Consider the following 22,406-nt stretch of genomic DNA (forward strand, 5'->3'; position numbering starts at 1 on the left):
CTTTTTGCCGATCGGGCGTGCTGCCCCAGAGAATGTCGGAGCCGTCCGGTAAACGTGGGGCGAACGGTCCTCGACGAGCGGCCGGGGCCGACCGGCGGCAGATGGCAAGGGGGTGCGCAGGATGAGTGTGACCGAACTCGGATCGCACGAGCAGGAGTTCGAACGCACCCCGCCGCACGACATCCCCGCCGAGCAGGGCGTGATCGGCGGCATGCTGCTGTCGCAGGACGCCATCGCCGAGGTCATCGAGGTCCTCAGCACCCACGACTTCTACCGCCCCGCGCACCAGATCATCTACGACGCGATCCTCGACCTGTACGGCCGCGGCGATCCCGCCGACGCCGTCACCATCTCGGGCGAGCTCACCAAGCGCGGCGAGATCGGCCGCATCGGCGGCGCCCCGTACCTGCACACGCTGATCTCCTCCGTCCCCACCGCCGCCAACGCCGGCTACTACGCCAAGATCGTCCGCGAGCGCTCGGTGCTGCGCAAGCTGGTCGAGACCGGCACCCGCATCGTCCAGATGGGCTACGCCGCCGACGGCGCCGACGCCGACGAGGTGCTCGACCGCGCCCAGGCCGAGGTCTTCGCCATCGCGGACAAGCGCACCGGCGAGGACTACGTACCGCTCAGCGAGATCATGCCCGGCGCCCTGGACGAGATCGAGGCCATCGGCAGCCGCGGCGGCCAGATGGTCGGCGTCCCCACCGGCTTCGCCGACCTCGACGCCCTCACCAACGGCCTCCACCCCGGCCAGATGATCGTAGTTGCTGCGCGACCTGCGATGGGTAAGGCTATAAGCATTGATACACCCCTTACAACGCCCACGGGGTGGACCACGATGGGCCAGGTCAAGGTGGGAGACCACCTGATCGGGGCCGACGGGAAGCCGACCCGCGTCGTCGCCGCGACCGAGGTCATGCACGGCCGTCCGTGCTACGAGGTTGAGTTCTCCGATGGAGAGGTCATTGTCGCCGATGCCCAGCACCAGTGGCGCACGACGACCCGGGCCAGCCGCCGCCAGAGCAGTGAGAACAGCCGCGCCTACTACTGGTCCCACGAAGCGATCAATCGCGTCAGATGGGCGACGGCGGTGGCCAACGAGAAGCCCCCCCGGCTCATCACCCATCGCCAGGCGATGTCGGTGGTCGGTGCAGAATTCAAGGACGCTCTCTACGGGGCCACCCGGCAGCAGGGCCACCGTGGCGAGGCCGACACGAGTATCTCCAAGCGACAACCCCGTTATCCGAACACCTCCCTCTATCGGGAGCTCCTGCGACGTGCCGTGCGGCCGAAGAACTTCGCGACCACGGCTCAGCATCGGCCCATCAAGACGACCGAAGAGATCGCGGCCAGCGTGCGCTGTGATGGCGACAACCGTCCCAACCACGCGGTCGATGTCGCGGCGCCGTTCCAGCTCCCTCCTGCGGAGCTGCCTGTCGATCCGTATGTTCTGGGCGCCTGGCTCGGTGACGGGAGCAGCGCAGCCGGAACCATCACCTGCTTCGATGAGGAGATCCTCGAACAGATCGAGGCGGCCGGGCAGCCGATCACCCGGCGCAGGACTCCGGGGAACTTCGGCCTCCCCGGGCTCATCACGAAGCTCAGAGAGCTGGGCGTCTATCGGAACAAGCATGTCCCCGCGCGCTATCTACGCGCGTCGGAGGCGCAGCGGCGGGCGCTGCTGGCGGGGATGCTCGACACCGACGGATACGTCTCCGAGATCGGGCAGGTCCAGCTCGCCTTCGTGAACAGGCGGCTGGCCGAGGGGGCGCACGAGCTGATCCTGAGCCTCGGCTACCGGGCGACGATGACGACCAAGCCGGTCAAGGGGCGTTCGCCGGAGACCTCGACGCTCTACCGGATCAACTTCACCCCGGCCGAGCCGGTCTTCCGGCTGCCGCGCAAGCTGGCGCGGCAGCGCAGGACGGTGGATCCGAAGGCCCGGGTGCGTTACATCGTGGACGTGCGGCCGATTCCGAGCGTGCCGGTGCGGTGCGTTCAGGTCGACAACGCCGACCACATGTATCTGGCGGGGCGTTCCTGCATCCCGACGCACAACTCGACGCTCGCGCTGGACTTCGCGCGGGCGGCGTCCATCAAGCACGGGCTGACCTCGGCGTTCTTCAGCCTGGAGATGGGGCGCAACGAGATCACGATGCGGCTGCTCTCGGCGGAGGCGCGGGTGGCGCTGCACGCGATGCGCTCGGGGACGATGCAGGACGAGGACTGGACGCGGCTCGCGCGGCGGATGAGCGAGGTGGCCGAGGCGCCGCTGTTCATCGACGATTCGCCCAACATGTCGATGATGGAGATCCGGGCCAAGTGCCGGCGGCTGAAGCAGCAGCACGACCTGCGGCTGGTGATCATCGACTATCTGCAGCTGATGACGTCGGGCAAGCGGGTGGAGAGCCGGCAGGTCGAGGTGTCGGAGTTCTCGCGTTCGCTCAAGCTGCTGGCCAAGGAGCTGGGCGTGCCGGTCATCGCGCTGTCCCAGCTCAACCGTGGTCCGGAGCAGCGTACGGACAAGAAGCCCATGGTGTCGGACCTTCGTGAGTCGGGGAGCATCGAGCAGGACGCGGACATGGTGGTGCTTCTTCACCGTGAGGACGCGTACGAGAAGGAGTCGCCCCGGGCGGGCGAGGCCGACCTGATCGTGGCGAAGCACCGTAACGGTCCGACCGCCACCGTCACCGTGGCGTTCCAGGGTCATTACAGCCGCTTCGTCGATATGGCGCAGTAGCCGTTCTCCGTCAGCGCGGCGGGGCGCCGCCTGTCACGGCTTGGAGCGCGTCGGCCAGGCGGTTCCGTGCCCTGGTCTGGGCGGCGATGCGGGCGTCGAGGACGGCGAGGCGGTCCAGGGCGATCCGGATGCCTTCGGGTGAGGGCGCGGCGCGGACGTCCCCGTCCAGGCAGGGGAGGAAGGCGCGCACGTCGTCCACTGTGAGGCCCGCCTCCAGGAGGACGCGGATGTTGCGGACGCGGGTGACGGCGCGTTGGTCGTAGACGCGGTAGCCGTTGCCCGCGCGCGCCGAGTCGATCAGGCCGGCCTGCTCGTAGTGGCGCAGGGCGCGGGGTGTGGTGCCCGTGGCCCGTGCCAGCTCACCGATCCGCATCCGATAGAGGTATCACGCGATCACGGCGCCTCCGTCGACGGGGAGGACGGTGCCGGTGACGAAGGACGCCTTCGCGGAGGCCAGCCCGGTGATCGCCCAGGCGACCTCCTCGGGACGGCCGATGCGGGCCATCGGGGTCTGTTCGAGCTGCCATTTCCGTACGGCGGCGATCTGGTCGGGGGTCAGGCCCTGATGTTCTCCGATGGGGGTTTCGGTGGCGCCGGGGGCGACGGCCAGGACGCGGATGCCGCGCGGTGCGAGTTCGACGGCCCAGGCACGGGTCAGCGTCTCCAGGGCGGCCTTCGTGGCGGCGTAGACGGAGTTGCCCGGCCAGGCGCGCTGTCCGATCGAGGTGCTGACATTGACGACGACGCCGTTCCGGAGGACGGTTAGGGCCGCCTGGGTGAGGAGGATGGGCGCGACGAGGTTGGTCGCCACCTGGGGGTCGATCGTCTGGCGGGTGATCGAGTCCAGCGGGCCGCTCTGGACGATGGCGGCGTTGTTGACGAGGACGTCCAGCCGGCCGGAGTACGCCAGGGCGAAGTCGATGATCTTCTGTGCGGCGCCGTCGGCGGTGATGTCGGCCGTGAGGGGGTGGATGTTCGGGTGGCCGGCGGCGGTCTCGGTGAGCGGTTCGGGGCGGCGGCCGACCGCGATGACGTGCGCGCCCTCGTCCGCGAACGCGCGTGCCGTGGCGCGGCCGATGCCTGTGCCGGCTCCGGTGACGATGACGGTCCTGGGGTTTGCGGTGCTCATGGGGATGAGTCTGTGACCCTGCCGCCAGTGTCAAGGTCAAGCATGACCATCGTGATCGACGGTCAGGAGAGCCGGTACTGAGGCCGGTCAGGGGGAGCCGTGGTGGTCGGCTATTCGTACGAGGAGGCCGGTGAGCTGGTCGCGTTCGGCGGGTGAGAGGGGGGCCAGCAGTTCGTCCTGGATCTGGGTGAGGACGCCGTCGAGGCGTTCCAGCTGGCGGCGGCCGGCGGTGGTGAGGGTGATGATGTTGCGCCGGCGGTCGGCCGGGTCGGGGGCGCGTTCGATGAGGTCGCGGGCGGCGAGCTCGTTGAGGGCGGCGACGACGTCGCTGCGGTCGATCCCGGTGCGGCGGCCGAGGGTGGCCTGGCTGGCCGGGCCGAACTCCTCCAGGGCGGCGAGCAGCCGGTAGTGGTAGCCGCGGCCGCCGGCGGCGGCGAAGCGTTCGTGGACCAGCCGGTGGCTGTGCGTCGAGACCTGGCTGATGAGCCAGCTCGGCGTGTGGCTGAGGCGTGCGGGCCGCGCGTCGTCCCCCGTCGTCATGCGGAGATTCTAGCGAACTGTTGGACGGACCCACGATGACGCGGGTCCGTCCGGAGGGCTCAGGCGGTGGCGATCTCGTCGATCAGCGGTGGGAGCAGGTCGTCGTACCCGGCTGCGACGATGTCGCGCATGGGCGTGAGCATGTGGGTGAGCAGGTCGAGCGGGGTGCCCGCGCCGCGTGCGCCCGCCACGATGTTGGCCAGGCCGACCGCCTGCATGCCGAGCGGGGAGTCCGACTCCTCGCCGGCCGCGCCCGCGGCGATCGGGCCGGCCATGGCCTGCAGCCAGGGTGTGAGGTATTCGGCGGAGAACGCCTCGGCCCGCTCGTCGCCGACCATGGCCTGGGCGTGCCGGACGCCGGCGGCCATTCCGTACATCGCGCTGAGCAGTGCCAGGTCGTACAGCGCCGCCATACCGGGCTCCTCCCCCAGGAAGCGCGCGCCGCCGAGCTCCCCGAGGGTCTCCCGGTGCCGGTCGAACGCCGCCTGTGATCCGCTGTAGAGGATGAACGCGTCCGGGCCGCCGATCAGCGGGGGAGTCGCCATGATCCCGCCGTCCACGTAGGCGATGCCGTGCCGGTCCGCCCATGCCGCGGCGGTACGGGCGTGCTCGGGCGTGCCGTTGGTGAGGTTGACCAGGTCGCGGCCGGACAGGGCGTCCGCGGCCGGGCCGAGCAGCGCGTCCACGACCTCGTGGTCGAGCAGGCAGGCGATCACCAGGGGGCTCGCCGCGGCCGCGTCGGCGACGGTCGCCGCGCGGGTCGCGCCGCGTTCCACGAGCGGGCCGGCCTTCTCGGGCGAACGGTTCCACACGGTCGTCGGGTGTCCCGCCTCGATCAGCGCGGCGGCGAGCGCGGCGCCCATGGCGCCGAGTCCGAGGATCGTCACGGGTGTCTTGTCGGTCATCGAGTCGCTCCTCAATCGGTGGTTACGGGTCCACTGTGCGAGAGGGCGGTTGTGGTCGGGCTCCGGCCGGGTTGTGGTCCGGTTACCGTGGCGGCGTGCGTTTCGGGGTGCTGGGGTCGCTGGAGGTGCGGGCGGCGGACGGGAGCGCGGTTCGCGTGCCCGAGACCAAGGTCCGGGCGCTGCTGGCCGTCCTGCTCGTCCATCGCGGGCGTCCGGTGCCCGCGGACCGGCTGATCGAGGCCCTGTGGGGTGCGGAGCCTCCGGGCGGGGCCGCGAAGACGCTGCGCGCCAAGGTGTCGCAGCTCCGGCGTGCGCTCGCGGAGGCCGGAGCGCGGGATCTGCTGGTGTTCAGCTCCCCCGGTTACCTGCTCGGGACGGGGCACGGCGATGTCGACGCGGACCGGTTCGAGGATCTGCTGCGGCGGGCGCGCGGGGGCGATCCCCGGCGGCGTGCCGCGCTGCTGGCGGAGGCGCTGGAGCTGTGGCGCGGGGAGGCGTTCGCCGGGTTCGCGGACGAGGAGTTCGCGCGGGCGGAGGCGCAGCGCCTCGAGCAGCAGCGGCTCGTGGCGGTCGAGGATCTCGCCGAGGCGCGCCTGGAGCTGGGCGAGCACGCCCTCTTGGCGGGGGAGCTCGGTGCGCTCGTCGGCGCGCATCCGCTGCGCGAGCGGCTGCGTGCCGCGCATGTTCGGGCCCTCTATCTGTCGGGCCGCCAGAGCGAGGCGCTGGCCGCCTACGCCGAGACGCGCGACCTTCTTAGGGACGAGCTGGGCCTGGACCCGGGCCCGGAGCTGGCGGCCCTCCATCAGGCGATCCTGCGCCAGGACGCGGCGCTGGAGCCGCGTCCGGTCCGGGGTGTCCCGGGGGCGGACCTGCCGGCGCCGCTGACCGAGCTGATCGGCCGCGAGGAGATCGTCCAGGAGGTGCGCGGGCTGCTGGCCGGCGGTACCGAACGCCTGGTCACTCTGACCGGGCCCGGCGGCGTGGGCAAGACGCGGGTCGCGTACGAGGCCGCGCGGCGGGCGGCGGGCGCGTTCCCCGGAGGCGTGCCGGCCGTGGAACTCGCCGCGCTGGCTCCCGGCCGGGGCGCGGCCGCCGGGGTCGTCGAGGCGGTCGCGGCGGCGCTCGGGGTCCGGGACGGCGCGACGGCGCGTCCCGCGCCGGAGGAGCGCTCGCGCCCGCTGCTCGAACGGCTCGTCGAGGCGGTACGGCCCCGCCGGGCGCTGCTCGTGCTGGACAACTGCGAGCACGTCGTCGAACCGGTCGCCGAGCTTGTCGCGGTGCTGCTGCGGGAGGCGCCGGAGCTGCGCGTCCTGGCGACCGGCCAGGACGCGCTGGGGATCATGGGCGAGCGGCTGCGGGCCGTACCGCCGCTCGATCTTCCGGCGGCGGATGCGCCGGACGGTCCGGGGGAGCTGGAACGGCGGTCGAGCGCGGTCCGGCTCTTCGTGGCCCGCGCGGCGGCCGCGGCACCGGGTTTCGCGCTTGACGTCCGGAACGCCGCCGACGTCGTGGCGATCTGCCGCCGCCTGGACGGCATCCCGCTCGCCCTGGAGCTGGCCGCCACCCGGGTCAGGGCCATGGGGGTGCGGGAGCTGGCCGCCCGGCTGGACGACCGGTTCCGGGTGCTGAGCTCGGCCCCGCGCGGCGTGCCGCCGCGCCAGCGCACCCTGCGCGCGGTGATCGACTGGAGCTGGGAGCTGCTGTCCGGACCCGAACGCGCCGTGCTCCGCCGCCTCGCCGCGCACACCGGCGGGTGCACGCTGAGCGCCGCCGAGGCGGTGTGCGCGGGCGCGGACGTGCGGGCGGACGAGGTGGTCGATCTTCTGGGGCGGCTCGTCGAGCGCTCCCTGGTCGTTCTCGTGGAGACGCCCGGCGACGGCGTCCGCTACCGCCTGCTGGAGTCGGTCGCCGCGTACGCCAGGGAACGTCTGGCCGAGGCAGGGGAGTCCGAGGGCGTCCGCCGCCTGCACCGCGACCACTACATCGCGCTGGCGGAACGCGCCGCACCGCTCCTGCGCGGCCACGAGCAGCGCCGCTGGCTCGAACGCCTGGACGCCGAGACCGCCAACCTCCGTGCCGCGCTGGCCGGCGCGCTGGAGGACGGCGCCGAGCAGGACGCGCTGCGCCTGGTCAACGCGCTCGGCTGGTACTGGTTCCTGCGCGGCCGCTTCACCGAGGCCCACCGCTCGTTCCGCATGGCCCTGTCGCCGGCCGGCGATGCCGGCGGCCCGGCAGAACGGGCAAATGCGCAGGGCCGTCGTGCCGAGGAGAGGCGTGCGGCGGCCGCGGTGTGGCGGGCGGCCATGGCGCTGCTGGTGCTCGACGGGAGCGATCCCGATCCGCTCCGGCTCGCGGGTGTGGCCGTACGGCGGTACGACGAGATCGACGATCCGGCCGGGCGGGCTTGGGCGTGCTGGTTGCTCGGCTACTGCACGCTGGGGTTCGGGGCGGCGTTCGCCGGGTCCGAGCTGGTGGAACGGGCGCTGCGCGAGTACCGGGCGCTGGGCGACCGGTGGGGCGCCGCCGCGGCGCTGAGCGTGCACGCCGAGGTGGCGCTCTACCGCGGGGAGCCCGGCGGTGTACGGCATGCCGGAACGGCCGGGGCGGAGAGCCGGGCGCTGTTCCGCGAGCTGGGCGACGGCTGGGGCGAGCTGCAGGCCGTGCGCGTCCTCGGCGAGCTGGCCGAGATCACCGGGGATCACGCGGGCGCGGAGCGGGTGCGCCGGGACGGGCTGCGCGTCGCCGAGGATCTCGGGCTCTGGAACGAGGTGTCCGGCATGCTCGCCCGCCTGGGCCGCGTCGCGCTGCTGACCGGCGACCACGCGCGCTCCGCGGAGCTGCACCGGCGGGCCCGGGATCTGGCGGCGGAGCGGTCGTTCCCGCGCGGCGAGGAGTACGCCGAGATCGGGCTGGGGATGCTGGCCCGGCGGCAGGGGCGCCTGGACGACGCCGAGCGCCATCTGCGGGCGTGGCTGGACTGGTGCCGGCGCTGGGAGGGGGCGGGCGGCGTCGCGCTCATCCTGGCCGAGCTGGGCTTCGCGGCCGAGGCGCGGGGCGCCGCGGGCGAGGCGCTGGCGCTGCACCGGGAGGGCCTGGCCGCCGCCCATAGCACCGGTGACCGCCGGGCGCTGGCGCTGGCCTTGGAGGGGCTGGCGGGGGCACGGGCGCTCGCCGGTGAGCATGAGCGGGCGGCGTGGCTGCTGGGAGCGGCGCACGCGGCCAGGGCGTCCACGGGCGTTCCCCTACCGGCGGCCGAACGCGGAGATGTGGACCGCATTGCCGCGCGCGTACGGGAGGCCCTGGGAGACGACGCCTACGGGAAGGCCTTCGAGGCGGGCCAGGAGGCGCCCGTGGACGATGCCGTTGGTCAGGAGTCCTCCGCGTCCCCCTTGGAGGCGGCCAAGAAGTCGCGGTAGTACGCGGCGAAGTCGGGCTGCGTCCCGTTCACGTCGGTGAAGCCGTACTCCTTGGCCAGCTCTCCGGTGTCGTACGAGCCGCCGCTCTTGGCCATGATGTCCGGGTCGGCCGCGAGGGCCGCGACCGCGCGGCCGATGTAGGCGGGGGTTTCGGACTGGGCGAAGTGGGGGTCCTTGGCGGCGCCGTCCCGCCAGTTCGCCTCGGTGATCCCGAACAGCTCCAGCATGGCCTCCGACCTGAGGAAACCCGGGGTCAGCGCGAGCGCGGCGACACCGTGCGGGCGCAGCTCGGCGGCCTGGTTGCGGGCGAGCCGGATCACCGACTGCTTGGCCAGGTCGTAGAAGAACGCGCCGCGGTAGCCGTCCAGCATCTCGTCCACGAACCGCTCGGTCCCGTCGGTGATCTCGACGACCAGCCCGCGGCCCCGCCGGATCATCAGCGGGAGCGCGAAGTGGCTGGTGATGATGTGGGTGTCGACCGCGCGGTGGAGCAGCTTGAGCCCGTTGCCCAGATCGTGCTCCCAGAGCCTGCTGTCCCACTCGGTGAGCGCGTCGCCGCCCCAGACGTCGTTCACCAGCAGGTCGAGCCGCCCGTGGTCGGCGCCGATCCGCTCGATCAGCGCGCGTACCTGCTCGGGCTCGGAGTGGTCGCAGCGCACCGGGATGCCCGTTCCGCCGGCCTTGGTCACCAGCTCGGCGGTGTCCTCGATCGTCTCCGGACGGTCGAGGTCGGAGCGCGACTCGCGGGTCGTGCGCCCGGTGACGTACACGGTCGCCCCGGTGGCGCCCAGCTCGGTGGCGATGCCCCGGCCCGCGCCGCGCGTGCCGCCGGCGACGAGGGCGGTGGTGTCGGTCGGTCGCATGGGGCCTCCTTAGTAAATGTACGTTCGTTTACTATAGCGCGCATGGCGGACCCCGGGACCGGGCGTTGGAGGATCAGCCCGAGCCCACCCTGGGCTTAATCTGAAGCGGCCCGCAGGCGCCAGAGGGACGTCACCTCGGCCGCGCGAGCCGCGTGGAGGCGGTCGCCGGGGTCGGAGGCGCGCGGATGCCGCGGCTCGGCGTCCAGGCGGCCGGCGACCTCCAGGCCGCCCGCCGCGAACGCCTCCAGCAGCTCCTCGCGGGTGCGCAGGCCCAGATGCTCGGCCAGGTCGGACAGGACGAGCCAGCCCTCTCCCCCCGGCTCCAGGCGCTCGGACAGCCCCGCGAGGAACGCCTTGAGCATGCGGCCGTCGGGGTCGTACACGGCGTACTCCAGGGGTGAGCTTGGGCGCGCGGGGACCCACGGCGGGTTGCACACCACCAGATCGGCCCTTCCGGACGGCCACATGTCCGCCTCCTGGACGTCGACGCCGACATTCAGGCGGGCGACGTTCTCGCGGGCGCAGGCGAGCGCGCGCGGGTCCTGGTCGGTGGCGACGACCCGTTCGATGCCCCGCCGGGACAGGACGGCCGCCAGCACCCCGGTGCCGGTGCCGATGTCGTACGCGAGCTTCGTCCCATGCGGGATCGGAGCCTCGGCCACCAGGTCCACGTACTCGCCCCGTACCGGGGAGAAGACCCCGTAGTGCGGATGGATGCGCTCACCCGAGAGCGCCGGTATCTCCACGCCCTTGGTCCGCCATTCGTGCGCGCCCACCACGCCCAGGAGTTCGCGTAGGGACACCACATAGGGCTCGTCGGCCTGCCCGTACGCCTCGGTGCAGGCCTGCCGTACATCAGGCGCGCGCCGGAGCGGTACGACATGCCCCGCCTCGATGGGGATGAGGAGCATGCCCAGCGTGCGGGCCCGCTGCCCCTGCGCCTGGCGATGCAGATGGAACGCCTGCACCCGCGACGGCTCGGGGGCCTTCCGCTTCTTGCGCTTGGGCGTACGGTCCACGCGCCGCGCCATGGCCTGGAGGAGCTGCCGCGCGTTCTGGAAGTCGCCGCGCCACAGCAGCGCTGTACCCTCGCAGGCGAGCCGGTACGCGTCGTCGGCCTTCGTCCGGTCGTCGGCGACCACGATCCGCCTCGGCGGGGGCGCGCCGTTCTCGGAACGCCAGAGGGCCGAACGCGACTCGCCGTCCTGCGTCCATTCGATGTCCACGCGCGCGTCCCCGGCCTTCCGGGCCGCCCGTCGCCGCCCCTGGGACGATTATCCCACCGCCAGGTAGATGTCGGATTCTCGCTAGTGAAGGCGGCTGACATCGGCGATCGTTGAACCCATGCACGAGGACGTGGAACGTTGCGTACGAGCGGTGCGCTCCAAGGACGCGCGGTTCGACGGCTGGTTCTACACCGGCGTCGTCACCACCGGCATCTACTGCCGGCCCAGCTGCCCGGTGGTTCCGCCGAAGCCGGCGAACATGCGCTTCTACCCCAGCGCGGCCGCGGCGCAGCAGGCGGGCTTCCGGGCCTGCAAGCGTTGCCGCCCGGACGCGAGCCCCGGCTCCCCCGAATGGAACCACCGCGCGGACGTGGTGGCCCGCGCCATGCGCCTGATAGCGGACGGCGTCGTCGACCGTGAAGGAGTGCCGGGGCTGGCGACGCGCCTCGGCTACAGCACCCGGCAGATCGAACGGCAGCTCCGCGCCGAACTGGGCGCGGGCCCGCTCGCCCTGGCCCGCGCCCAGAGGGCCCAGACGGCCCGCCTGCTGATAGAGACCAGCGCCCTGCCCATGGGGGACGTCGCGTTCGCGGCCGGATTCGCCAGCATCAGGGCGTTCAACGACACCGTACGGGAGGTCTTCGCGCTGACCCCCAGCCAACTCCGGGACCGGGTCGCGCGCGGACACCCCGCCGCAGGCACACAAGCGCTCTCCCTACGGCTGCCCTTCCGCGCTCCCCTATGTCCCGACAACCTGTTCGGCCACCTGGTGGCCACGGGCGTACCCGGCGTGGAGGAGTGGCGGGACGGCGCCTACAGGAGAACGCTCCGCCTCCCCCACGGGCACGCCATCGTCGCGCTCACGCCCCAGCCAGACCACGTCGCGTGCTCCCTGACGCTGACCGACCTGCGCGACCTGGCCATGGCGATCAGCAGGTGCCGCCGCATGCTGGACCTGGACGCGGATCCGGTCGCGGTCGACGACCTCCTGCGCACGGACCCCGTGCTGGCGCCCCTCGTGGACAAGGCACCCGGGCGCCGCGTACCCCGTACGGCCGACCCCGCCGAGTTCGCCGTACGCGCCGTACTCGGCCAGCAGGTGTCGACCGCGGCGGCCCGCACCCACGCGGCACGCCTGGTGACGGCCCACGGCGAGCAGATCACCGACCCGGCGGGCGGCCTCACCCACCTGTTCCCGAGCCCGCAGGCACTCGCGGAACTCGACCCGGTCACCCTCGCGTTCCCGCAGGCCCGCCGCACCACCCTCACCACCCTCGTGGCGACCCTCGCCGCCGGCGAGATCGACCTCGGTGCCGGAAGCGACTGGGACGAGGCCAGGGCGAGACTCGGCGCCCTCCCCGGCATCGGTCCCTGGACCGTCGAGACCATCGCCATGCGCGCGCTCGGCGACCCCGATGCGTTCACCCCCACCGACCTCGGCATCCGTGCGGCCGCCCGCGACCTCGGACTGCCCGCCACCCCCGTCGCGCTGACCCAGCGCGCGGCCGCCTGGCGCCCCTGGCGCGCGTACGCCGTCCAGTACCTGTGGGCGACCGGCGACCACCCCATCAACGACCTGCCCGTCTGAGAGCCCCCCGTCTGAGACCTTCGGCCTGAAGGAGCACGCCATGCGCACGCACACCACCATAGAAAGCCCCGTCGGGCCCCTCACCCTGGTGATGACCGACGACGCCCTTACGGGCCTCTACATGAACAACCAACGGCATCGCCCACCAGAGGAGACCTTCGGCGTCCCCGCCGACGGCGACACGACGTTCACCCCCATAGCCGAACAGCTTCGCGCCTACTTCGCGGGCGAGCTCACCGCGTTCACGCTCCCCCTCGCCTTCCAGGGCACCCCGTTCCAGCAGCGCGTCTGGAACGCCCTCCAGGAGATCCCGTACGGCGAGACCGTCACGTACGGCACCCTCGCGCAGGAGCTCGGCAACCCCAGCGCGTCCCGCGCCGTCGGCCTCGCCAACGGCCGCAACCCGATCGGCATCATCGTCCCCTGCCACCGCGTCGTGGGCTCCACCGGCGGCCTCACCGGCTACGGCGGCGGCCTCGACCGCAAGCGCTACCTCCTCGACTTCGAGAAGCGGGTGAAGGCCGAGACCCTTTTCTGAGCCGCCTGAGCCGCCTGAGCCGCCTGAGCCGCCGGGCTTCTAGGCTGTCGGACCCGGCCGCTACCGTTCCCGGTGCACGGCTTTTCGCGCGACGAGGGGGAGACGATGGAGTTCCGGGTCGATCGGCAGGCGCTCGCGGACGCGGTGGCGTGGGCGGCGCGCACGCTGCCGTCGCGCCCCGCGCTCCCCGTCCTGGCGGGCCTCCTGATCGAGGCGTCGGACGGCTCGCTCTCCCTCGCCGGGTTCGACCACGAGGTCTCCGCGCAGGCCGTCCTGACCGGCGAGGACGTCACCGTCGCCGAGCCGGGCCGCGCGCTGGTCCCCGGCCGCCTCCTCGCCGAGATCGTCCGCAGCCTCCCGCCGCACCCGGTGGACGTCGCGCTGAAGGGCTCCGAGGTTGTCCTCACGTGCGGCAGCGCCGAGTTCGGGCTGCTCCCCCTGCCCGTCGAGGACTACCCCGCCCTCCCTGAGCCGCCCGCGCACGCCGGCACCGTCCCCGGCGACCTGTTCGCCGCCGCCGTCGCCCAGGTCACCCCGGCCGCCGGCCGCGACGACACCCTGCCCATGCTGACCGGCGTCCGGCTCGACATCGACGGCGCCACCATGCGGATGGCCTGCACCGACCGCTACCGCATCGCCGCCCGCGAACTCACCTGGACGCCCGCCGACCCCGCGTTCACCGCGGGCGTCGTCGTCCCGGCCCGCACCCTCGCCGACACCGCCAAGGCGATCAAGCCCGGCGCCGAGGTCACCCTCGACCTGGCCGGCTCCGGCGACGTGCTGATCGGCGTCTCCGGCGGCGGCCGCAGCATGACCACGCGCCTGCTCGACGACCAGTTCATCGACTACCGCTCCCGCCTCACCGGCACCTGGACGACCACCGCCCGCGTCCGCGTCGCCCCGTTCACCGAGGCCATCAAGCGGGTCGCGCTGGTCACCGAGCGCAACACGCCCGTCCGGCTGGCCTTCACGCCCGGCGAGGTCCGCGTCCGCGCCGCCTCCGGCGACAACGCCCGCGCCAACGAGAGCCTCCCCGCCCTCCTCGACGGCGACGACATCGACATCGCCTTCAGCCCCCAGTACCTCCTGGACGGCCTGGCCGGCATCGACACCGAGTTCGCCCGCCTCCAGTGCACCGCCCCGACCAAGGCGGCCCTCCTCAGCGCCGTCCCCGACAAGTCCGACGACGACCACGCCACCGACACCGGCGAGGACACCGGCTTCCGCTACCTGGCGATGCCCGTGCGGATCTGAGCCCGCACCGAGCGCGCCCCGCCCGCTAGGACTCCGCGGAGATGCTCTGAGGCGGGGGCGTGGGGGTCTGGCGGGTCGCCTGGTGGGAGCCGGCCAGCCAGGTGGCGGACCCGGAGGATGCCGAGGCCAGCCAGACGGCGGTCCGGCCCTGCGGGGAGTCGGCCAGGGTCCAGCGGGCGCCGTCGTAGTGGGCGAGTTCGCCGTGGCCGCCGGCGACCCAGAGGTCGCCGGGCGCGCGGGCGGTGACGGTGTTGGCCGAGGTCAGCGGGGTCCTGACACGGCTCCACTTGCGGCCGTTCCAGTGCAGGACACGGTCGCGGCCGACCGCCCAGGCGTCGGAGGGGGAGAGCGCCACGACGTCGGTGAGGGGGAAGCGGGTCGAGGGTGCGGCGGCGCGCGTCCACGCGCGGCCGTCGTAGTGCATGATCAGGGCGGCGCGGTCGGCGGCGCCGACGGCCCAGACGTCGTCGGGCGCGGTGCCTGAGACGGCGAGGAGCTTGCCCTTCGGGACGGGCGGCAGCGCTACGAGCCGCCAGGAGCCCTGAGAGTGGTGCAGGGCCACGGGGCCTGGGGCGTTCCAAGGGAGGCCGTGGCCCACCGCCCAGGCCTCACCGGGGAAGAGGGCGACGCCGGTGAGGACGTAGCCCGTCCCCTCCGGCGCGTGGTCCTGCCAGGAGGTGCCGTCCCAGTGCCGGATCAGCGGGACCTCCGTCGCGTTCACGCGGTCATAGGCGCCGCCGACCGCGATGGCACGTTCCGGAGCGGCGTCGATCCCCTGGAAACCGGCACCGATATGGGACGGTTCGGCCGGCGGCGCGGGCGGCGTCGTCCAGGACGTGCCGTCCCAGCGGGCGATCAGCGGGCGGGAACGGGCGTGGCCGGCCACCCACACCTCGCCGGGAGCCCCCACGGCGACCGCGGCGAGCAGGTGCGGGGCCTCGATGGCGGCGGGGGAGACGACCTGCCAGGCGGTACCGGAGCCGAGGGCCATGACCGTACCGGAGATGCCCTGGGACTCGTTTCCGTTCACCGGCTGCACACTCCTTCAACGCGCTGGCCCGCTCCAAGGATCCCGAGTCGGGGGCCGTCACAGATCCAGGACGGCGAGGACGAACCGCAGCCCGTCCTCCCCCGCGTTGCCGTACGCGTGCGGCCGGTCGCCGACGAACACGGCGGCGGTGCCGGCGCGGACGATGTCGCTGCGGCCGTCCACGGTGAGGGTGAGGACCCCTTCCTCCACGTACACGATCTCCTTGGTCCCGGGTACGTGCGCGTCGCTCTCCCTGACCTCCCCCGGCCGCAGCTCCCAGCGCCACAGCTCCAGGGACGGCCGCGGATCGCTGCCGCCCAGGAGCGTGCCGGTGCCGCCGGCCGGGCCCTCCCACAGGACCACGTGCCGTTCCGGCGGGAACACCCGTACGGGCGGGTGCTCCTCGACCTGCACGAGCCGGGTCAGCGGTACGCCCAGCGCGTCCGAGATGCGAATGAGCGTACCGAGGTTGGGGTTGCCGCGCCCCTGTTCGAGACCGACCAGTACGCCCTTGCTCACCCCGGCGCGGCCGGCCAGCTCGTCGAGGCTCCAGCCGTGGCCGGCGCGCAGTGCCCGCACGGTCCTGGCCACCGCTTCGCCGATCGCGTCCTGATCACTCACGGCCCCAACCCTATGGTGCGGTCGGTAGGATGACATTTAGAGTTCATTAAAATGACCGGACGGAGGTTGCGATGCTGGAGCGGATCGTCATAGACCAAGCGGTGCGGGACCTGCGCCCCGACGCGACGGTGCTCGCCATGACCGCCGAGGGCCTGGTGAACGGGCCGGGCGGCGAACCGGACGCCAAGGTCCCCGACGGCGCCGCGCAGGACCCGCACGTCGAGGCGTGGCGGGAGGCGTACCGGGCGTTCGGGGCCAAGCCCCAGCGTACGCGGTCGTCCATCGACGCCCTGCTGAGGAGGGCCGACGCCCTCCCCTCCATCAACAGGGTCGTGGACGCCTACAACGCGGTCAGCGTCGAGTACGTGCTCCCGATCGGCGGCGAGGACCTCGACGCCTACCAGGGCGCGGCCCGGCTCGTCCGGGCGAGCGGCGACGAGCCGTTCGACACCGTGGCCGGCGGCGAGACCGTCACGGAGCACCCGGCGGCCGGCGAGGTGGTGTGGCGCGACGACCTCGGCGTGACCTGCCGGCGCTGGAACTGGCGGCAGTGCGTGCGCACGCGCATCACCGAGTCGACGCGGAACGCGCTCTTCCTGCTGGAGCGCCTGGAGCCGTACCCGCTGGAGCGGCTCCACGAGGCCGGGGACGCGCTGGCGGCGCGGCTCCGCGAGTTCAGCCCGGACGTGCGGATCGAGAGCCGCCTGATCGGCGGCGGCGCCTGATGGTGACCGTGCTGGCGCTGGGGGCGGCCCTCGCCTACGGCGTCGCGGACTTCCTCGGCGGCGCGGTCTCCCGCCGGTCGACCGCGCTGAAGGCGCTGGCATGGTGCGTCCCGGTCGGGCTCGCGGTGGTGCTGGCGGCCGCGGTGATCATCGGCGGCCGCCCCACCGCACCGTCGCTGGCCTGGGGGTTCGGCGCCGGGCTGGCGGGCGGGATCGGCCTGATCACGTTCTACCGGGCGCTCGCCCGCGGCCCGATGAGCGTCGTCGCTCCGGTGTCGGCGCTGGCCTCGGCCGTGCTCCCGGTCGCCGTCGGCACGCTGCGCGGGGAACGCCTGGACGCCACCGTCCTCGCCGGGGTGCTGCTGTGCCTGGTCGCGATCGGCCTGGTCAGCATGGAGAAGGACGATCCGGACGCGGCGTCCCCGAAGGCCGTCCGGTGGTACGACGCCGGCCCGCTGATGGCGGGGATCTCCGGAACCTGCTTCGGGATCTTCTTCATCCTGCTGGAGACGGCGGGCGACGGCGGCGGGCTGTGGCCCCTGGTCGCGGCCCGGGTCGGCAACCTCGTCGTGATCGGCACGGCGCTGCTCCTGCTCGCCAGGGCCGGCAGGAACGAGGGCCCGCCGGTCTCGGGACGCCTCCTGATCGGCCTCGCGCTGCTGTCGGGGATCCTGGACGCGTCCGCGAACGGCCTCTACTTCGTCGCCGCGCAGCAGGGCCTGCTCAGCCTCGCCGCGGTCCTGACGTCGCTCTACCCGGCGATCACCGTCCTGCTGGCCAGGATCGCCTACAGCGAGCGGCTCCGGGCCGTCCAGCGCCTCGGGCTCGCGGTGGCGGTCGCGGGCGTGGCACTGGTCACCATCGGCTGACAACACCCAGAACCGGCCCGCAGACGGACCGCGGACCGGCCGGAAAACGAAGAAGGCCCCCGACCAGGGGGCCTTCTCGCGGCGGCGGTGGTGGTGGGATTCGAACCCACGGAAGGTTGCCCTTCACACGCTTTCGAGGTCTGCGGATCTCTGTTCACCCATGATCGGCGGAGTACTCCGCAGTCGCTCAGCGGGTGGTCAACCCCGTGCGGGACCAGCCATCGTCCGTGGCCGGACGGCCATGAACGGGCCCGAACGAACCCCGGATGACGACTAACTGAGACTAGAACTGAGACTGGACGACGCCCGGTCCCCATGCGGTTGGCTGCGGCTCTTCTCGAACCGAGTCGCCTCTTCGACCAGCCGAGTTCTACAGAGACACCACGTTAAGGACTCGGCGGTGTTGTTCCACGTCCTACTGGATGTGAACCACAGTAGTCCCGTCCCAGTACAGACGTACGGCGTTGGTCCATGCTTCCGGGTAGTGCGGCAGGGCGATGGCTTCGGGAACGCTGGGACCGGGCAAGGGTTCACCCGTGTAGCCGTTCACCCACTCGGTGGCTACAGGAGTAGGCGTCCAATCCTGGTCGCCGACCAGGATCGCTGCTACGGCCTGGGGTTGCAAGAAGAACGCTCCGCCTGGCACGGGAATCCGCCATTCGCGCTCCCAGCTGAAATCCATCAGGGCTCGACCGTCGTTGCGGATGGGATTGCCCCAGACCTGTATGTCCGTTGGCCACTGCTCGTGGACTGCGTCAGGCGGGTAGGCGATACCGCCGCCTCCAGCGGCAATGACATCGGACCGGCGGAGCAGGATGCCCCAGGGAAGCATCCCCCGATCGCGGATCATGTGAACGAGGTGGAGACCAGGGCTTTCTGACAGGCACACGGCTGGCACATGGGCGCGAAAGGGGGTGAAGGCACGGATGGACTGCGAGGTGAGAATCGCATCTAGGCGCTGTTCAGGATTCATCTCCCTGATGTCCGCAGGCACATCGGGAGTGAACAACGAGTTCTCCCTTCGCCCACAAAAGTGGATCAGCAGATCACTCTGGCCAGGGCCAGTCGGCATCAGGAGTGGCGGCAACGGCGCTGTGACGGGATCTATCATGCCGCTCATGATCGCGCTCGTCACGGCTGCCTTGTAGAGATTTGCCAGGTGTGGTCACTGTGGAGAACCGAACTGATCGATACCCTTCCCGAGAGCATCCTCGGAATGGGTCAGCTGACTGCGCCCCGGGCAGTGAACGTATGAGGCGGGTCTTGTCGAAGGTCCTCAATACGTTGCCGAGCCTCGACCTGCCGCCGTGCGAACTCCGCCTGCCACGCCACCGCCTCGCACACCTGCAGCCACGATAGAAGTCGGTCCCGCAAACAAACAGCTCAGGCGCGAACACCCAGTTCAGTCGGTCCTGGAGGCGAGCTACACCATGCGGGTTCCGGCCTCAGTCCTCAGCGGTCTGCCTGAGGTTCTTCGCTGGTGTCGTCCTGAGGTGGCTCGGCCACGAACGTGCCCTTGCCATGCACGGTGAGTATCAGGCCACGCTCACGAAGTTCCTGCATTCCGAGCCGTACCGTCATGTAGGCAATGCCGTATTCGTCCGCAAGCTCGCGTTCGGACGGCAGCCGCGATCCGGGCGAGAGGTCGCCAGCAGCGATCCGCGCCGCGATGTGGTCAGCAAACGCCATGTAGACGAGTTGCGGCCCTTGCGGATCGAACTCCGGAACCTCTGAACGATCACCCACACGACAAACGTAGAGCCCCGTTGACCTGCATAAAGGCACGGGGAGCTATGCATAGCTCTATGTAGCACGTACACTGCTTTGGCTATCTGCTCGCCAAGTTCGGACTCCGCTCCGGCGCCGCTGGCCTTGAGGAGAGCCATCACATGCAGTCAGCCAAGGCCGTACCCGCGATCAACGGTTGGTCGGTCGTGCTCGAAGATCGGACGTACGTCGCGACCAGGACTGAGGACCTCACCGACTTCCAACGCCGATGGGGCGCGGTGTCCGAGGTCGAGGCGCGGACTGACGTAGAGCTCTGGATCCTGTGTGATGCACAGCAGCGGTTGGCCGAGCGGCTCGCTCTGGCGGAGGCCGCCCGACCGAGGACCGCTCCACACCCCAAGGTCATCGCACGCAGGGCCGGACAAGGTGAGCCCGCACGACTGGGGAACACGCAGTGCGAATCCTTCGTCAGCGGCGCTGACGGGGCCAGGTCCTCATGAACGGTGGACCCCTCTCATCGCGGACCGATGGCCAATCGGTCGGCGAGCACTCTGGGCGCTCCCCGGGACTTGACGATCTACTTAGCGGACTGAATCCCGAGGATCCGCGTTCGCCGTCGAAGCAAATCGCGGCGCAACTCAGATCGGCGATCCTGGCTGGCCACTTGAAGCCAGACACAAGGCTTCCCTCTCAGCAACAGCTTTCCAGGAGATACGGCGTTGCGCGGGAAACCGTCAAGGCCGCCTTGCGGCAACTTGTTGCCGAGGATCTCATAAGTGGCCGTCAAGGGAGTAGATCCGTTGTTCGGTCCAGATCTGATTATGAGGGTCGCCTCCCCCCGCCCCCGTCTACTCCTCCAAAGACGTTCACGAGGATTCTGGACGGAATCAGTGACGCTCACGAAGAAGCGATGTCGGCAATCCGCTCCTCCTTGGACTTGCGGCAAGCTTTCGACTACGCCACGCAACTGATCGCTAGATCCAACGCGATGACAGAAGCTGCAAACGAACTCCGAAATCAGACGGCGATCAGAGTCGCAGAGCAGGCGCAGCATGGCAACCACACAGTGCGCGCCCCCGAAACTCAACAAGAAGGTTAGGGGCGTCTACACCCCTGCGATATAAACCCGAACGGCTCGACGAAGGCGAGAGGTGACATGAAGCGAAGGCAAGCACTTTCCGGGATCGCGCTCGTTGGGCTGACGCCTGTCGTAAATGGAGGAGAGAAGATAATGCACTTTCGGAGTGCAGCCCCGACACGCAACGGACTTGAAATTTCCGACTTCGAGACCCGCATCTTTCAGGACTGGGCGGTCGCCGCTGCCCATCCTCAGTCGACGCGTGCGCTTCTGGGCGAGGTGCACGCTGACTTTCTCGTCACCCGATCCCTTGCTAACCGTGCCAACGACCGGACTCGGCGGCGCGCCGGATATCGAGTCATGGCGTGGCAAGGGGTACTCCTCACGACACTCCACACGAGGCTCGGAGAGATCCGGCAGGCTCGCCAAGCGGCGTCCGTCGCACGAGAATTTGGCTACCAATGCGGTGACCGTGCAGCGGTGGCCAGTGCCTACGATCGCGAATCGATTGCCGAAATCTGGTATGGAACCCCAGAACTCGGCTCACGAGCAGCGGTACGCGGCATCAAGGTAATCGAGAAAGAGGCGGAGGAACCGCACGGGAAGCTCATTCTGGCGGGGCTGCACTCGCAAGCCATGGTGCACTACTCGCGATCGCCGGATCCCGCCGGACTGTCCGAGGAGTATGAACGGCAGGTACGCGACTGGCAACAGCGCCTGCCAGAGATACCGAAGCCCAACGCTTTCGAGCTCACTCCATCGCAGATGTACAACTCACTCGCAGTCGCCCACGCCTTTCGTCGGCAGCCGAGCGCGAGCGAATTCTTCGCCGCCGGATTTCGGGCGACCGCGTACGAGGCCAACGAGCGCATGAGATTCCGGAAGCTCTTGCGACTCAATCAGGCATGGTGCGAGGCGCCTCACAACCCGGGGATAGCGCTCGAAATGGCTGCTGACGTGATGCAATCGTTCGTCAGGGACAAGGTGCCTGTCGACCCGATCTATAGGCACCGTGCCGCGCGTACACTCCATGCTCTTCCGAAGTCCGTTCCTCTCAACCGGACTGCCGAACTGCGGACCCTTATCGGCCATTCGCGCCTGTAATGCGAACGCCGTAACGATAGGTGCGCCGATGGTTGTCTGTAGGCACTGCTCGGAGCCTCTCCTCCAGTCCTCCTATACGAGCCTGACCTTCTGGGCTCACGAGGACGGCAACGTTGCCTGTCACTGGGGACCACGGACTATGAGCCTGTACGGGACGAACGCAGAACCGATGCAGGTTCCGCAGCCTCCGGGGTCCCGGAGATCCTCAAAGAGCGCAGGCCACGCGGCAGACCTCCTCCGGGAGGACGAGGTCTAGCCACATCGGCGCGGCCTTGCGGCCCCCACTAGACACGGGCGGCCTCGGCGACGACGAGCCAGGCTTGGACTCGTTCCGTATCGACTCCGACCAGGCGCGCCAGCTCTGCGGCTCGGTCCTGTAGGGGGTCATCACTGGTGGTCTTCCACGCGGCCACGGCGACGTCATAGGCGATGTCTCCGGAGAGGCCGCGCGGGTCGATCAGGTACAGCTTCCCCGCAGGGCCCATGAGGATGTTCTTGGACGATGTGTCGCCGTGGCAGAGCGTTTGAGGGGGCTGTTCAGCCAGTTCGGACAGCAGGGCGGCGGCATGCTGGCGTTCGGCTTCGGGCGCCGTTGTGCGTCCGGACGGCATGTCTACGTCCTCGGTGGCTGTGAGGCGGCTGGACAGCCAGGCAGTCAGGGTTGGCAGGTGTGCCGATGCTGGCTGGTCTCGTAGTGGCCGAAGTGCTGCAGCCAGTTGCTCGACCGGTACGGGGCGGTTCTTCAGGGTGTAGCCGGGGAGGATCCGGGCCGCGACCGTCCACACTCCCGACTTCGTGGCGATGACCTCCCGGATATCGGGGCCGATGCCGAGCTTGGCTAGCTGCTGGGAGACCTCTGCCTGAAAGAGCGCATCGGGGTCTGGGGAGGAACGCATCACTAGGCGTTCGGTGTCGGCCTCGACTTCGACCACCAGGCCGTATCGAGAGTCGAATGTCGACATCGGGGCCGCTCTGTAGCGTCGGCAGAGTTCTGCCAGTTCGTTCGTGACCTCGTCCAGCCAGGCCGGTGCTCGGTCAGGCCAGCGTGC

Annotated in this window: 20 protein-coding genes; 9 read left to right on the plus strand and 11 right to left on the minus strand. The window is 70.9% G+C overall.

What is annotated here, in order from left to right; translation table 11 throughout:
- The first annotated feature begins 121 nt into the window (after positions 1-121).
- Positions 122-2,743, plus strand: coding sequence for a replicative DNA helicase (dnaB, locus tag AB0881_RS29165; RefSeq protein WP_366621934.1), 2,622 nt, complete (start codon positions 122-124; stop codon positions 2,741-2,743).
- Positions 2,744-2,753: 10 nt separating this feature from the next.
- On the opposite strand, the gene AB0881_RS29170 is transcribed toward dnaB, so the two are convergent.
- The 4 genes from AB0881_RS29170 to AB0881_RS29185 form a co-directional block, all read right to left on the minus strand.
- Entirely contained in the window at positions 2,754-3,116 is a 363-nt protein-coding gene (locus AB0881_RS29170; RefSeq protein ID WP_366621935.1) for a MerR family transcriptional regulator, read from the minus strand.
- 12 nt (positions 3,117-3,128) lie between these two features.
- Entirely contained in the window at positions 3,129-3,872 is a 744-nt protein-coding gene (locus AB0881_RS29175) for an SDR family oxidoreductase (protein WP_366621937.1), read from the minus strand.
- 87 nt (positions 3,873-3,959) lie between these two features.
- Complete coding sequence (locus AB0881_RS29180) at positions 3,960-4,412, minus strand: MarR family winged helix-turn-helix transcriptional regulator (protein ID WP_366621939.1); 453 nt, start codon at positions 4,410-4,412, stop codon at positions 3,960-3,962.
- 59 nt (positions 4,413-4,471) lie between these two features.
- Positions 4,472-5,317 (minus strand): NAD(P)-binding domain-containing protein, encoded by an 846-nt coding sequence (locus tag AB0881_RS29185; protein WP_366621941.1) that lies wholly within the window; start codon positions 5,315-5,317, stop codon positions 4,472-4,474.
- A gap of 95 nt (positions 5,318-5,412) precedes the next feature.
- Here AB0881_RS29185 and AB0881_RS29190 point away from each other — a divergent pair, with 95 nt between their 5' ends.
- Entirely contained in the window at positions 5,413-8,733 is a 3,321-nt protein-coding gene (locus AB0881_RS29190) for a BTAD domain-containing putative transcriptional regulator (RefSeq protein ID WP_366621943.1), read from the plus strand.
- Here the strand turns inward: AB0881_RS29190 and AB0881_RS29195 are convergent.
- Together AB0881_RS29195 and AB0881_RS29200 are read right to left on the minus strand one after the other, a co-directional pair.
- Entirely contained in the window at positions 8,685-9,596 is a 912-nt protein-coding gene (locus tag AB0881_RS29195) for an SDR family oxidoreductase (protein ID WP_366621945.1), read from the minus strand. The genes AB0881_RS29190 and AB0881_RS29195 overlap by 49 nt on opposite strands.
- A 95-nt stretch (positions 9,597-9,691) precedes the next feature.
- The gene (locus AB0881_RS29200; RefSeq protein ID WP_366621946.1) at positions 9,692-10,822 is read right to left on the minus strand and encodes a class I SAM-dependent methyltransferase; all 1,131 of its coding nucleotides are present in this window, start codon (positions 10,820-10,822) and stop codon (positions 9,692-9,694) included.
- Positions 10,823-10,940: 118 nt separating this feature from the next.
- On the opposite strand from AB0881_RS29200, the gene AB0881_RS29205 reads away from it, so the two are divergent.
- The 3 genes from AB0881_RS29205 (at position 10,941) to dnaN (ending at position 14,202) form a co-directional block, all read left to right on the plus strand.
- Positions 10,941-12,410 carry an AlkA N-terminal domain-containing protein gene (locus AB0881_RS29205; protein WP_366621948.1) on the plus strand — a complete coding sequence of 490 codons (1,470 nt, stop codon included), beginning with the start codon at positions 10,941-10,943 and terminating at the stop codon, positions 12,408-12,410.
- Positions 12,411-12,450: 40 nt separating this feature from the next.
- On the plus strand, positions 12,451-12,948 hold the full coding sequence (locus tag AB0881_RS29210) for a methylated-DNA--[protein]-cysteine S-methyltransferase (RefSeq protein WP_366621950.1): 498 nt from the start codon (positions 12,451-12,453) through the stop codon (positions 12,946-12,948).
- A 105-nt stretch (positions 12,949-13,053) separates the two neighbouring features.
- Complete coding sequence (dnaN, locus tag AB0881_RS29215; protein WP_366622013.1) at positions 13,054-14,202, plus strand: DNA polymerase III subunit beta; 1,149 nt, start codon at positions 13,054-13,056, stop codon at positions 14,200-14,202.
- Positions 14,203-14,227: 25 nt separating this feature from the next.
- On the opposite strand, the gene AB0881_RS29220 is transcribed toward dnaN, so the two are convergent.
- Positions 14,228-15,232 (minus strand): hypothetical protein, encoded by a 1,005-nt coding sequence (locus AB0881_RS29220; RefSeq protein WP_366621952.1) that lies wholly within the window; start codon positions 15,230-15,232, stop codon positions 14,228-14,230.
- 57 nt (positions 15,233-15,289) lie between these two features.
- Positions 15,290-15,853: an XRE family transcriptional regulator gene (locus AB0881_RS29225; RefSeq protein ID WP_366621954.1), complete on the minus strand. Its 564-nt coding sequence runs from the start codon at positions 15,851-15,853 to the stop codon at positions 15,290-15,292.
- Positions 15,854-15,924: 71 nt separating this feature from the next.
- Between AB0881_RS29225 and AB0881_RS29230 the strand changes: the two genes are divergently transcribed.
- Positions 15,925-16,578: a phenylalanine--tRNA ligase beta subunit-related protein gene (locus tag AB0881_RS29230; RefSeq protein ID WP_366621956.1), complete on the plus strand. Its 654-nt coding sequence runs from the start codon at positions 15,925-15,927 to the stop codon at positions 16,576-16,578.
- Positions 16,578-17,447 carry an EamA family transporter gene (locus tag AB0881_RS29235; RefSeq protein ID WP_366621958.1) on the plus strand — a complete coding sequence of 290 codons (870 nt, stop codon included), beginning with the start codon at positions 16,578-16,580 and terminating at the stop codon, positions 17,445-17,447. The genes AB0881_RS29230 and AB0881_RS29235 overlap by 1 nt, the downstream gene beginning before the upstream one ends.
- Before the next feature lie 415 nt (positions 17,448-17,862).
- Here AB0881_RS29235 and AB0881_RS29240 read toward each other — a convergent pair whose 3' ends face one another.
- The gene (locus AB0881_RS29240) at positions 17,863-18,582 is read right to left on the minus strand and encodes a hypothetical protein (protein WP_366621960.1); all 720 of its coding nucleotides are present in this window, start codon (positions 18,580-18,582) and stop codon (positions 17,863-17,865) included.
- 317 nt (positions 18,583-18,899) lie between these two features.
- Entirely contained in the window at positions 18,900-19,193 is a 294-nt protein-coding gene (locus AB0881_RS29245) for a GntR family transcriptional regulator (protein ID WP_366621962.1), read from the minus strand.
- 478 nt (positions 19,194-19,671) lie between these two features.
- On the opposite strand from AB0881_RS29245, the gene AB0881_RS29250 reads away from it, so the two are divergent.
- Both AB0881_RS29250 and AB0881_RS29255 read left to right on the plus strand, forming a co-directional pair.
- Positions 19,672-20,274: a winged helix-turn-helix domain-containing protein gene (locus AB0881_RS29250; RefSeq protein ID WP_366621964.1), complete on the plus strand. Its 603-nt coding sequence runs from the start codon at positions 19,672-19,674 to the stop codon at positions 20,272-20,274.
- Positions 20,275-20,331: 57 nt separating this feature from the next.
- Positions 20,332-21,357 (plus strand): hypothetical protein, encoded by a 1,026-nt coding sequence (locus AB0881_RS29255; protein ID WP_366621966.1) that lies wholly within the window; start codon positions 20,332-20,334, stop codon positions 21,355-21,357.
- Positions 21,358-21,641: 284 nt separating this feature from the next.
- On the opposite strand, the gene AB0881_RS29260 is transcribed toward AB0881_RS29255, so the two are convergent.
- Positions 21,642-22,319, minus strand: coding sequence for an aminoglycoside phosphotransferase family protein (locus AB0881_RS29260; protein WP_366621968.1), 678 nt, complete (start codon positions 22,317-22,319; stop codon positions 21,642-21,644).
- Between the last annotated feature and the right edge of the window lie 87 nt (positions 22,320-22,406).

Source organism: Spirillospora sp. NPDC029432, assembly GCF_040703975.1.
GTDB lineage: Bacteria > Actinomycetota > Actinomycetes > Streptosporangiales > Streptosporangiaceae > Spirillospora.